General features: G+C 71.8%; 9 protein-coding genes and 1 pseudogene. All 10 read right to left on the reverse strand.

Annotated elements, in window-relative coordinates:
* Window positions 1-49: 49 nt before the first annotated feature.
* Window positions 50-460 (reverse strand): cytidine deaminase, encoded by a 411-nt coding sequence (locus ACZ7JZ_RS01070; protein ID WP_470931847.1) that lies wholly within the window; start codon window positions 458-460, stop codon window positions 50-52.
* The gene (locus tag ACZ7JZ_RS01075; RefSeq protein ID WP_470931849.1) at window positions 457-1,722 is read right to left on the reverse strand and encodes an ABC transporter permease; all 1,266 of its coding nucleotides are present in this window, start codon (window positions 1,720-1,722) and stop codon (window positions 457-459) included. The genes ACZ7JZ_RS01070 and ACZ7JZ_RS01075 overlap by 4 nt, the downstream gene beginning before the upstream one ends.
* Window positions 1,719-2,834 carry an ABC transporter permease gene (locus tag ACZ7JZ_RS01080; RefSeq protein WP_470931851.1) on the reverse strand — a complete coding sequence of 372 codons (1,116 nt, stop codon included), beginning with the start codon at window positions 2,832-2,834 and terminating at the stop codon, window positions 1,719-1,721. The genes ACZ7JZ_RS01075 and ACZ7JZ_RS01080 overlap by 4 nt, the downstream gene beginning before the upstream one ends.
* Window positions 2,831-4,561 (reverse strand): ABC transporter ATP-binding protein, encoded by a 1,731-nt coding sequence (locus tag ACZ7JZ_RS01085; RefSeq protein WP_470931853.1) that lies wholly within the window; start codon window positions 4,559-4,561, stop codon window positions 2,831-2,833. The genes ACZ7JZ_RS01080 and ACZ7JZ_RS01085 overlap by 4 nt, the downstream gene beginning before the upstream one ends.
* A gap of 125 nt (window positions 4,562-4,686) precedes the next feature.
* Window positions 4,687-5,745, reverse strand: coding sequence for a BMP family lipoprotein (locus ACZ7JZ_RS01090; protein WP_470931855.1), 1,059 nt, complete (start codon window positions 5,743-5,745; stop codon window positions 4,687-4,689).
* 343 nt (window positions 5,746-6,088) lie between these two features.
* Entirely contained in the window at window positions 6,089-7,333 is a 1,245-nt protein-coding gene (locus ACZ7JZ_RS01095; protein WP_470931857.1) for an amidohydrolase, read from the reverse strand.
* Between the two features lie 137 nt (window positions 7,334-7,470).
* Entirely contained in the window at window positions 7,471-8,685 is a 1,215-nt protein-coding gene (locus ACZ7JZ_RS01100; RefSeq protein WP_470931859.1) for a hypothetical protein, read from the reverse strand.
* 87 nt (window positions 8,686-8,772) lie between these two features.
* Window positions 8,773-9,702, reverse strand: a complete 930-nt coding sequence (locus ACZ7JZ_RS01105) for an N-acetylneuraminate synthase family protein (RefSeq protein ID WP_470932427.1) — start codon at window positions 9,700-9,702, stop codon at window positions 8,773-8,775.
* Between the two features lie 504 nt (window positions 9,703-10,206).
* Window positions 10,207-10,605, reverse strand: a pseudogene (locus tag ACZ7JZ_RS01110) (cytidylyltransferase domain-containing protein); the annotation flags it as partial.
* A complete protein-coding gene (locus ACZ7JZ_RS01115; protein ID WP_470931861.1) occupies window positions 10,602-11,912 on the reverse strand; it encodes a DUF6716 putative glycosyltransferase in 1,311 nt (436 codons plus the stop codon). The gene ACZ7JZ_RS01115 and the pseudogene ACZ7JZ_RS01110, both read right to left, overlap by 4 nt.
* Between the last annotated feature and the right edge of the window lie 184 nt (window positions 11,913-12,096).

Consider the following 12,096-nt stretch of genomic DNA (forward strand, 5'->3'; position numbering starts at 1 on the left):
GGGGAAGTGCGACGGCCCCCCGCCCGGCAGGGGGCGGAGGGCCGTCCTCTTACGGCTTTCTCAAGTGGTCGGGCCCGAAGGCCTGCGGCAGCATCGCCGCCAGCGGGAGCACCCCGTCGGGGGTCTCCACCAGCAGCTCGGGGCCGCCGAACTCGTAGAGCAGCTGGCGGCAGCGGCCGCACGGGACCAGGATCTCGCCCTTGCCGTCCACACAGGTGAAGTGCGTCAGGCGGCCGCCACCGGTGGCCTGGAGCTGCGAGACCAGTCCGCACTCGGCGCACAGGCCCAGTCCGTAGCTCGCGTTCTCCACGTTGCAGCCGGTGACCGTGCGGCCGTCGTCCACCTGGGCGGCCACGCCGACCGGGAAGCCCGAGTACGGGGCGTAGGCGCGGGACATCGCGTCCCGGGCCAGCTCCCGCAGGGCCTCCCAGCCGATGGCCGGCCCGGCGGACGCCGTCACTTGCCCTGGCCCTTCCGGTACGGCATGCCGTCCGCCTTGGGCATCCGCAGGCGCTGGGCCGACAGGGCCAGCACGAGCAGGGTGGTGACGTACGGGGCCGCGTCCACGAACTGGCTCGGGACCTCGTCGGTCAGCGCGTACCAGACGAAGAGGCCGGCGGAGCAGGCCGCGGAGACCAGGGCCGCCGTGTACTTCTTCTTGTACAGCTGCCAGGCGAAGGCGATGACCAGCAGCAGGGCGATCAGCAGCAGCATCGCGTGGACGTTCTCGGCGCCGCCGCGCAGCTTGAGGCTGTCGGTGAAGCCGAAGAGTCCGGCGCCGAGGGCCATGCCGCCCGGCATCCAGTTGCCGAAGATCATCGCGGCGAGGCCGATGTAGCCGCGGCCGCCGGTCTGGCCCTCCTGGTAGATGCCGGTGGACACGATCGCGAGGAACGCGCCGCCGAGACCGGCCAGGGCGCCGGAGATGACCACGGCGATGTACTTGTACTTGTACACGTTGACGCCGAGGGACTCGGCGGCCACCGGGTTCTCACCGCAGGAGCGCAGGCGCAGGCCGAAGGACGTGTGCCACAGCAGGTAGATCGACGCGGGGATCAGCAGCAGCGCCACGATGGTGAGCAGCGACAGGTTGGTGATCAGGCCGCCGAGCACGCCGGCGAGGTCCGAGACGAAGAACCAGTGCTTGGCCTGGAGGTCGGCCAGCCAGTCGGACAGCCCCGGAATGGTGACGTCCGTGATGGGGTCGATGCGCGGGGACTGCTTGGAGGAGCCGCCCGGGGCCTCGTTGAACGTGTAGTTCGAGAGGTACTGGGTCATGCCGATGGCCAGGATGTTGACGGCGACACCGGACACGATGTGGTTCACGTTGAACGTGACCGTGATGATCGCGTGCAGCAGGCCGCCGAGGGCGCCGCCGACGATGCCGAGCAGGACGCCGGTCCACGGGCCCCACTGGTAGCCGGCCCAGGCGCCGAACCAGGTGCCGAGGACCATCATGCCCTCGAGGCCGATGTTGACCACGCCGGCCCGCTCGGCCCAGAGGCCGCCGAGGCCGGCCAGGCCGATCGGGATGGCGAGCTGGAGGGCGCCGGAGACCTGGCCGACGGAGGTCAGGTCGTTCGCGCCGCTGACGAGGCGGACCAGCGACACCAGGGCGAGGCCGCCCGCGATGATCAGCAGGATCCAGGGCAGGGTGAGCTTCTTGCGGCCCGAGTCCTTCTTGGGCGCGGAGCTCTTGGCGGAAACGGTGCTGGTGCTCACGCCGAGGCCTCCTTCTCGGTCTTCATCGCGAGGCCCGCGGCCAGTTCCTCGCCGACCTTCTGCTGCTGGCGGCGGATGCCGTAACGGCGGACGAGTTCGTAGGACACGACGACCGCGATCACGATCAGGCCCTTCATGATCGTGGCGATCTCCTTGGCGTACCCGTACTGGTCCAGGGAGGCGGACGCCTTGTCGAGGAACGCGATCAGCAGGGCGGCGAAGAAGATGCCGACCGGGTGGTTGCGGCCCAGGAGCGCGATCGTGATGCCGGTGAAGCCCACGCCCGCCGGGAAGGACAGGCTGTACGTGTGGGTGTCGCCGAGCAGGGTGGGCATACCGGCGAGGCCGGCCACGGCGCCCGAGATGAGCATCGAGGTGAGGATCATCTTCTTGGCGTCCACACCGGAGGCCTGCGCGGCGGACTCGCTGGCGCCGGTGGCGCGCAGGTCGAAGCCGAAGCGGGTGCGGTTGAGGACGAACCAGTAGACGACGCCCAGGGCGAAGGCCACGAAGGTGAACCCGTAGATCTCGCCGGAGTCGCCCATGCTCACGCCGGGGAACCAGCCGGATTCGGCGATCTCGCCGGTGGTGAGGTCGTTGGAGCCCTCGATCTGCACGCCGAAGTTCTTCGGCAGGAGCAGCCAGGCGATCAGGCTGGTCGCGATGGCGTTCAGCATGATCGTGGAGACGACCTCGCTGACCCCGCGCTTGGCCTTCAGCAGACCGGCGATGCCGGACCAGAAGGCGCCGACGCACATGGCGACGAGCACGATCAGCAGGATGTGCAGCGGGCCCGGCAGGGTGACGGCCGCACCGACAACCGCCGAGATCATCGCGGCGAGGCGGTACTGACCGTCCACGCCGATGTTGAAGAGGTTCATCCGGAAGCCGATGGCCACGGCCAGGGCCGCCAGGTAGTACGTACCCGTCTGGTTCAGGATGAGGACCTGGACGTCCTCGTAGCCGGCGTTCTCCACCATCAGGCGGATCGGCTCGATCGGGCTCACGCCGGTGGCGAGGAGCACCAGGGCGGTCAGCAGGAAGGCGCTGACCAGGGCCAGTACCGGACCGGCCGCCCCCAGGATCAGCTTGTCCTTGTCAAAGCTCTTCATCGGGCCTCGCCCTCCGGCGCGTCGCCCTCGGCGGCGGAGTTGTCGTCGTTGGCTTCCAGGTGGCCCCGGGCCGCGCCGGTCATGGCGGTGCCCAGCTCCTCCGGGGTGATGGTCGCAGGGTCGGCGTCCGCGACGAGGCGCCCGCGGTAGATGACCCGCAGGGTGTCGGAGAGGCCGATCAGCTCGTCCAGGTCCGCGGAGATCAGCAGGACGGCCAGGCCTTCGCGGCGGGCCTCGCGGATCGCGTCCCAGATCTGGGCCTGCGCGCCGACGTCCACACCGCGGGTGGGGTGGGCGGCGATCAGGAACTTGGGGTTGTGGCTCATCTCGCGGCCGACGATCAGCTTCTGCTGGTTGCCGCCGGAGAGCGAGGCCGCGGTGACCTCGATGCCGGGGGTGCGGACGTCGTACTCGCGCACGATCCGCTCGGTGTCCTTGCGGGCCGCCTTCGGGTCCAGGATGCCGCGCTTGGAGTTGGGCTCCTCGGTCACGTGCCCGAGGATGCGGTTCTCCCACAGCGGGGACTCCAGCAGCAGGCCGTGCCGGTGCCGGTCCTCGGGGATGTACCCGATGCCGCCTTCGCGGCGCTTGCGGACCGGGGTCTTGGTGATGTCGGCCCCGTCCAGGGTGATGACGCCGGCGTCGGGCGTGGTCATCCCCATGAGGGCTTCGATCAGTTCGGTCTGGCCGTTGCCCTCGACACCGGCGATACCGAGGATCTCACCCTTGTGGATCGTGAAGCTCAGGTTGTCCAGCAGGAGGCGGCCGACCTCGGCGCCCTCGTGGATGTAGGTGTCGCTGAGGCCGATCACCCGCTGCGTGGACACCTGCGGTACGGCACGGACACCGCTTTCGGCAAGGGTCAGACCCTCGACCTTCAGCATCGGCACGTCGGTGACCGTGGACTCGCGGGTCTCCGGGGAGGGCAGCTCGCTGCCGACCATCAGCTCGGCGAGCTGCTTGGTGGTGGCGGTCTTCGGGTCGGCGGTGCCGACCGTGGTGCCCCGGCGGATGACGGTGATGTCGTCGGCGACCTTCAGGACCTCTCCCAGCTTGTGGGAGATGAAGATGACGGTCAGGCCCTCGGACTTCAGCTCGCGGAGGTTGTCGAAGAGCGCGTCCACCTCCTGCGGGACGAGCACGGCGGTCGGCTCGTCGAGGATGAGGATCTTCGCCCCGCGGTACAGGACCTTGAGGATCTCCACGCGCTGGCGGTCGGCGACGCCGAGGTCCTCGACCAGGGCGTCCGGGCGCACGCCCAGACCGTAGGCGTCGGAGATCTCGACGATCTTCTTGCGGGCCTTGGCACCGATGCCGTACAGCTTCTCGCCGCCGAGGACCACGTTCTCGAGGACGGTGAGGTTGTCGGCGAGCATGAAGTGCTGGTGGACCATGCCGATGCCGCGGGCGATGGCGTCGCCCGGGGTGTTGAAGGCGACCTGCTCCCCGTCGATGGCGATGGTGCCCTCGTCCGGCTTCTGCATGCCGTAGAGGATCTTCATCAGGGTCGACTTGCCGGCACCGTTCTCACCGATCAGGGCATGCACGGTGCCCTTGCGGACGGTGATCGCGATGTCCTTGTTGGCGACGACGCCGGGGAAGCGCTTGGTAATGCCGTGCAGTTCTACGGCGGGAGGCGGGCTGGACGCGTTGATGACGCACTCTCCTTGACGGAAGGAGCGGGGAGCAGGAGAAGGACAGGCGGGTCGTGAAGGTATCGCGTCCACGAGACCTCTACGCGCGTAGCACTGTCGAAAGTGAAAACTTCAGGCCACAAAAGCGGCCCGGGGTCCGGGAGCGGCTGTGCCGCGTTCCCGGACCCCGGGGACCGTCAGATCGAGACGACCTGCCCTTACGGGGTGGTCTTGACCTTGATCGTGCCGGCGATGATGTCGGCCTTCGCCTTGTCAACGGCGGCGATCAGGTCGGTCATCTTCTTGTACTCGGGGTTGGAGTCGGCCAGGCCGACGCCGTCCTTGTCCAGGCCGTAGCGGATCTCACCGGTCTCCGGCTTGCCGTCCTTGACCGACTTGATCAGGTTGTAGACGGCGTCCGAGACGTCCTTGGTGACCGAGGTCAGGATCTGGTTCTTGTACTTCGCCAGACCGGCCTGGTTGTACTGGTCCGAGTCCACGCCGATGGCCCACTTGCCGGCGGTGGAAGCGGCCTCGATCGCACCGGAACCGGCGAGACCGGCGGCGGCGTAGACCACGTCGGCGCCCTTGTCGAGCTGGCCCTGCGCGGCGGCCTTGCCCAGGTCGGGCTTGGCGAAGCCGTCGAAGTTCGGCGGCTGGGTCAGGTACTGGGTCAGCACCTCGGCCTTGGGGTTGGTGTCCTTGACGCCCTGGACGTAGCCCGCCTCGAACTTCTTGATCAGCGGAACCTCGACACCGCCGATGAAGCCGACCTTGCCGGTCTTGGAGGCCTTGGCGGCGGCGACGCCGGCCAGGTAGGAGCCCTGCTCCTCGTTGAAGACCATGTTGGCCACGTTGGCGCCGGTCACCGAGGTGTCGTCGATGATGCCGAAGGTGGTCTTCGGGAACTTCGGGGCGACCTTCTTGATGGCCGGGGCGTACGCGAAGCCGACACCGATGACCGGGTTGGCGCCGGAGCGGGCCAGCTCGGTGAGGCGCTGGACCTTGTCCGCGTCGCTCTCGCCCTCGGTGGGCTCGGCTTCCTTGCCCTTGACCTGGAGGTCCTTCTCGGCCTTCTCCAGACCCGCGTAGGCGGCGTCGTTGAAGGACTGGTCGCCGCGGCCGCCGATGTCGTAGGCGATGGCGGCGGTGGCGTCCTTCGCCGACGGGTCCGAGGACCCGGCGTCGGTGGACTTCTTACCGCCACACGCGGTGGCGGACAGCGCGAGGGCCGCGGACGCGATGCCCACGGTGGCGATCCTGGTGATCCGGCGCAAGGGGAGGCTCCTTCAAAACCTGACCGAAGCGCCACTGACCGGCGCTGGTTTCGCCGCGATCGTAACGCGCGTAGATGTCAGTTAAAGGCCCGTTCAGGAGTCGTTATCGGATCGTCGCGAACCGGACAGTGACCGGCTGGTAACCCGAAAGGCCCAAAACCTTGTGGTACCTGGGCTCTCTCCGGCCCGTCCCGGGCCCCCGCCCGGTCCGGGGGCGGCCGAAAAAAATCCGGGGAAATCTGCGGCAAACCCTGGAAGCGGCGCCCGGGGCCCGCTCCGGCCGCGGGGTGTGCGGCGGACCGGGCGGGTCCGGGCGGGTCCGGGACGGACCGGCGGGGACGGGTCAGCGGCCCGGCCGGGTGTGGCGGGCGTCGAGCAGGGCCGCCGCGGTGAAGAGCTCCACGCCCACCGCGATGGCGGACTCGTCCACGTCGAAGTCGCCGCGGTGCAGGTCGCGCTTGACCGGGTCGCCGGGGGTGCGGACGCCGAGCCGGGCCATGGCCCCGGGCACCTGCTCCAGGTACCAGGAGAAGTCCTCCCCGCCGAGGCTCTGCTCGGTGTCCTCGACCGCGCCGGGGCCGCGGCGGGCGGCCATGGAGTCCCGGAGCAGGTCGGTGACCACGGGGTCGTTGACCACGGGCGGCACCCCGCGCACGTAGGTGATCTCCGACTTGGCCCCGTGCAGGGCGGCGACCTCGTCGATGGCCGCGTGGATCAGGTCGGGGGCCTCGTGCCAGGCGTTGATGTCGAGGCAGCGGACGGTGCCGGAGAGCTCGGCGGTCATCGGGATGACGTTGCAGGCGTGGCCCGACTCGATGCGGCCCCAGGTCACGGAGAGTCCGGAGCGGGTGTCGATGCGCCGGCTGAGGAGGGCGGGCACGTCGACCGCGACGCGCGCGGCCGCGGTGACCATGTCGGTGGTCAGGTGCGGCCGGGCGGTGTGTCCGCCGGGCCCGGAGAGGCTGACCTCCAGCCGGTCGCAGGCGGAGGTGATGGGTCCGGCCCGCAGTCCGATCTTCCCGGCGTCGACGCGCGGGTCGCAGTGCACGGCGATCATCCGGCCGATCCCGTCGAGCACGCCCGAGGCGATGGCGTCGGCGGCTCCGCCGGGCAGCACCTCCTCGGCGGGCTGGAAGAGCAGCCGTACGGGCCGGGGCAGCAGGCCCTGCCGGTGCAGCTGGGCCAGGACCAGGCCGGTGCCGAGCACGGTGGCGGTATGCACGTCGTGCCCGCAGGCGTGGGCCCGGTCGGGGACGGTGGACCGGTAGGGGGCCGAGAGCTTGGCGTCGGGGATGGGGAGGGCGTCGATGTCCGCGCGGATGCCCAGCATGGGCCGCTTGCCGTCCCATACCCCGATATCGCAGACGAGTCCGGTGCCGGTGGCGAGTACGCGCGGGCGCAGCCCGGCTTTCTCCAGTCTCGCCTTGATCGCGGCAGTGGTACGGAACTCCTGGTGGCCCAGCTCGGGGTGCATGTGCAAGTCCCGGCGGAACGCGATCAGTTCGGCTCGCAGGTTCTCCGGGAGCTTGCCGGGCAGCGCGGGCTCGGCCGGCGCTCCGGGCAGGACGGTCTCAGATTCGCGGGACATCAACTGGTTCACCCGTTTAAGGGTAGGCGCACGCAGCACCCAACTGGCTGGAGATCACGAAAAGTTCAGCCCGTTAGGGGAAGAAAAACCGGCTTCCAGACGCATAGCCCCCTACCCGTAGGGGTAAACTCCGCCGCTCATCCGGCCGGGGAGGGGGTCCTCGGACCCGCCGCCGTGGCCGCGAGCCTGCGCACGTCACGTGCGGTGTCGGTGACCCCGGCGAGGAAGCTCTGGGCCCGCGGGGAGGCCGTGCCGGTGAGCCAGTCCGGATCGATGTCGATCACGCCCACGGTGACCCCGGTGCCCGCGAGTGCGTAGGGCAGGGTGTGGACGACCGTGGACGGAAAGCTGACGATCGTACGTCCGACCGGTCCACGGCGGGCAATGAGTTCGAGCGGCAGGTCGGGGCGGACGATCTCCATGCCGGTGGCCTCGGCCAGCTCGCGCAGTTTGGCGCTGCTCTCGCGGCGGTGCGCGAAGTAGCGGCCGGCCCCGTGGGTGCGGGCCAGGGCCCCGACGGCGGCCAGGTAGCGGGCGCCGTCGACCACCCCGGTCTCCACGAGCGAGGTGCCGACCAGGTCGGTGCCGGGGAGGACCCTCGGCGGGCCGAAGGCGCTGCGGGTCCACGCGAACTCGTTGACCCGCAGCCGGACCCCCTCGGGGGCGGTCACGGGCATCGCGCTGAACACCTCGACGCGCTGCCCCGGGCGCGGGGTGAAGCGGCGCCGGGCGGTGGTGGACACCGGGGCGTAGGCCAGCTCGCGGGCCCGCCCGGCCAGGCCGGACCCGGCCCGGTGCCAGCGCACCAGGCGCTCGCCGCGGGCGATCTGGGAGACGAACTCCATGGTCGCGGTGCCGTCGTCGACGACGACGAGCTCGTCGGCCCGTACGAGGGTCAGCAGCAGCTGGACGTACCGCGAGAAGGGGTCGCCGACCACGATCCGGTCGGCGCGGCGCACGTCGCGCGCGAGGGCGGCGAGCGCCTTGAAGGGGGCGGTGCCGGAGCCCCGGGCCTCCTGCCACTGGACGCGGTGGCCCGCGTCCCGGGCCAGTGCGGCCATCCGGCGCAGCTGGCCGCGGGACATCGGGTCCACGGGCGGCAGGACGACTATGCGCAGCTCCTCCGCGCCGGGTGCGGGCTCCCCCGCCCCGCCCCGGGCCCCCGCCCCGCCCGGCCGGGTGCCGCCGGCGGGCGGCTGGGCCGGTACGCCGTCCAGGAGGACGGTGTCGGGGGCGGGCCCGGACGGGGCGGCCGCCCCGTCCCGCCATGCGTGCGCATGGGCCCATTCCAGTACGTTCAGCAGCTGGACCGGGCTCTCCACGAAGGCCAGGGTCGTCACGTGCGCGGTCACCGGGTTCTCCTCGGGTCGGGGACGGGCCGTACGGGACGGGCGGTTCGGAGGACGGGGCGGGGCGGCGGGGTGCGTGGGCGGTGCGGGTCAGACGCCCGCGGTGGCCGGCACGGGGGCGGCGGTCCCGCCCTGGACGCGGCGGAGCTTCTTCATCGGGCCGAGCTCGGACTCGTAGACCTTCTTGACGCCGTCGCCGAGGGCGGTCTCGATGGTGCGGATGTCGCGGACGAGGCGGGTGAGGCCGCCGGGCTCGACGGAGGCGGCCTGGTCGGAGCCCCACATGGCGCGGTCGAGGGTGATGTGGCGCTCGACGAAGGTGGCGCCGAGGGCGACGGCGGCGAGGGTGGTCTGCAGGCCGGTCTCGTGGCCGGAGTAGCCGATCGGGACGTTGGGGTACTCCTCCTGGAGCGTGTTGATCACGCGCAGGTTCAGCTCCTCGGCCTTGGCCGGGTAGGTGGAGGTGGCGTGGCAGAGCAGGATGTTCGCGCTGCCGAGGACCTCGACGGCGTGGCGGATCTGCGCCGGGGTGGACATGCCGGTGGAGAGGATGACGGTGCGGCCGGTGGCGCGCAGGGCGCGCAGCAGCTCGTCGTCGGTGAGGGAGGCGGAGGCCACCTTGTGGGCGGGGACGTCGAACTTCTCCAGGAAGGCGACGGCCTCGGTGTCCCACGGGGAGGCGAACCAGTCGATGCCGCGCTCCTTGCAGTGCTCGTCGATGGCGCGGTACTCGTCCTCGCCGAACTCGACGCGGTGGCGGTAGTCGATGTAGGTCATGCGGCCCCAGGGGGTGTCGCGCTCGATGTCCCACTGGTCGCGCGGGGTGCAGATCTCCGGGGTGCGCTTCTGGAACTTGACGGCGTCGCAGCCGGCCTCGGCCGCGGCGTCGATCAGGGCGAGGGCGTTGCCGAGGTCGCCGTTGTGGTTGATGCCGATCTCGCCGACCACGTAGACGGGGTGGCCGGGGCCGGCGGTGCGGGAGCCGAGGGTGCGCAGGCGGGGCGAGGCGGTGGCGGTCATGGCAGGTGGTGTCCTTCGGGGGTGAGTGGTTCGGGGTGCCGGGGGGCCGGGGACTGCTTCGGGGTGGCCGGGCACTCCGGCGGGGTGGAGCTGCGGGTCGTCCGGGTGGTTCTGGTGGTCCTGTTCGCGCAGGTCGGCCCCGTGCTGCGGGTGCTCGCGGGCCGGGCCGTCCAGGAGGGGGGCCAGGGCGCGGGCGCGGGCCAGGTCGTGCGGGTCGTCGATCTCCAGCACGCGGGCGGGGTCGGTGTGGACGGGCACGATGTGCCCGAAGAAGCGGTGGCGGGCGGTCCGGAAGCCGGCGGCGTCCATGGCGTACGCGGCGCCGGTCTCCAGCAGGTCGAGGGGGCGGTCCTGGCGGCGGGGCCGGTGGGACTCGTCGTGGTTGACGCCGTAGCCGGTGCGGCCGGAGGGGACGGGGCTCTCGCGCCACAGGAAGCCGTGGAAGGGGGCGACGGTCATCGCGCAGTCGGCGCCGCCCCGGACCACCGCGGCGGCCACGCCCCCGACGTCGCCGGGGGTGAGGAAGGGGCTGGTGGCCTGGACGAGGAGGACGACGTCCGCGGCGGGTCCACCGAGGGCTTCGAAGGCGTCCATGGCGTGCAGGACGGCGGCCTCGCTGCTCGCGGTGTCCCCGGAGAGGGCGGCCGGGCGGGGCAGGGCCTCGGCACCGGCGGCGCGGGCCGCGGCGGCGATGTCCGCGTCGTCGGTGGAGACCACGACGTGCGTGACGTGCCGGGCGGCCAGGCAGGCGCGGACGGCGCGGGCCACCAGCGGGCTGCCGCCGACCTCGGCGAGGTTCTTGGCCGGTACGCCCTTCGAGCCGCCCCGGGCGGGGATGACGGCGAGGACCACGGGGGCGGCAGCGGCGGGTGCCGTGCCGGGGGTCGCGGCGGGGGTGTTCACAGGTCTCCCATCCGGCGGATGGCCGGGGCCACCCGCTGTACGCCGTGCCGGTAGGCGCCGCGCGCCGCATCCCGCAGTGCGGAGCGGACGTAGCGCCGCATCCGCGACTGGCCGGCCGCCGGGCGGGCGGCTCCGGGCAGCGGGATGCCGTCCGGGCCGAGGTGGTGGCGGGCGAGGATGCCGGGCAGGTAGCCGGGGGCGGTGGCGAGCGTGTAGTAGGGGGCGATGGCGGGCAGTTCGGGGCGGGCCGCGAGGGCGGCGACGCGCTGGCGCGCGGTGTCGAAGGCCCGGTCGTACGGACCGTCGGAGGCGACGCCCTGGCGGGCGAGCCAGCCGGGGTCGGCCTGCGGGCGCAGTCCGCGGTCGAGCTGGTCCCAGGAGGCGAGGCAGCCGGAGCCGAGGAAGTGGTGGTTGCCGAGGGCCTCGCGGACGCCGAGGTCGGTGAGGACGGCGGTGGGGATGCCGCGGTGCAGGGATTCGAGGGCGGCGGTCGAGGAGACGGTCACCAGCAGGTCGGTGCCGTCCAGGACCTCGCCCATGTTCCCGTACACCAGGCGGCAGTTGGCGGGCAGGCCGCCGGGGAGCTGCTCGGCGAGCCGCTGGTAGGGCAGCTCTTCGAGGTGGGTGGTGTGCTCGCCGGGCCTGCTGCGGAGTTTGACCAGCACCTGCCGGCCGGGGTGCAGCCGGGCGTGTTCCGCGGCGCGGCGCAGGATGTAGGTGCGCTCGGCGCGGGTGGCGGGCACGGAGGGCTGGGCGGCGAAGACCACGGTGTGGGCGCGCTCGCCGGCCTGCTCGTACGGGGCTCCGCCGAGGAAGGGCAGCGCGGTCTCGGTGACCGCGCCCGCGTCGGCGCCCACGCCCTCGTACACGGCGCGGAACCGGTCCGCGTCGTGGCGGGAGTTGGCGAGGACGAGGTCGGCGCCGTGCCGCAGCAGCAGCCCGTCGGAGAGCTTCTCGTAGACGACGCCCACGTAGCCGGTGACGACCACGGGACGGCGGGCGGGGGCGGGCCACAGGGCGCGCATCCCGTGCAGGACGGCCTGGACCGCCCCGCCGACCAGGGCGAGGACCACGGCGTCGTACCCGCCGCGCCCGACCTCCGCGAGGAATTCGGCGCAGGTGACCTCGGAGAGCCGGTCCGTGTGCACGCCGACCTCGCCGAGCTGCCGCGCGGTGGGCGTGGCCCGGCCGCGCAGCAGGAACCCCGAGACCACGGCGGGGGTGTCGGCGGCGGGGGCGAGGCGGCGGGCGGTGAGCGCGCCCCATTTCCATCGCGTATCGGAATCGGCGATTACGGCGATCCGCATTGTCCCGGGAACGCTCGAGCCGTTGGTACTTGCTGGCACGGGAAGGAAGCTATGCCGGAATTCCAGTGATCGGCCCAACGACCGCACAACAGACGGTTAACAGCCGGTCTACGCGATGCGAATCCGCAGGCGGCGGGGGCCGGTTAACAGTTCCGACCCCCGGAGTTCACCGAAAGGCCTTGCC

This window comes from Streptomyces sp. NPDC038213, from assembly GCF_055600495.1.

What these genes read in the sequence shown, in the direction of transcription:
- ACZ7JZ_RS01080 (WP_470931851.1), bottom strand. Translation starts at nt 2,834, where the DNA reads ATGAAGAGCTTTGACAAGGACAAGCTGATCCTGGGGGCGGCCGGTCCG.
- ACZ7JZ_RS01095 (WP_470931857.1), bottom strand. Translation starts at nt 7,333, where the DNA reads ATGTCCCGCGAATCTGAGACCGTCCTGCCCGGAGCGCCGGCCGAGCCC.
- ACZ7JZ_RS01105 (WP_470932427.1), bottom strand. Translation starts at nt 9,702, where the DNA reads ATGACCGCCACCGCCTCGCCCCGCCTGCGCACCCTCGGCTCCCGCACC.
- ACZ7JZ_RS01115 (WP_470931861.1), bottom strand. Translation starts at nt 11,912, where the DNA reads ATGCGGATCGCCGTAATCGCCGATTCCGATACGCGATGGAAATGGGGC.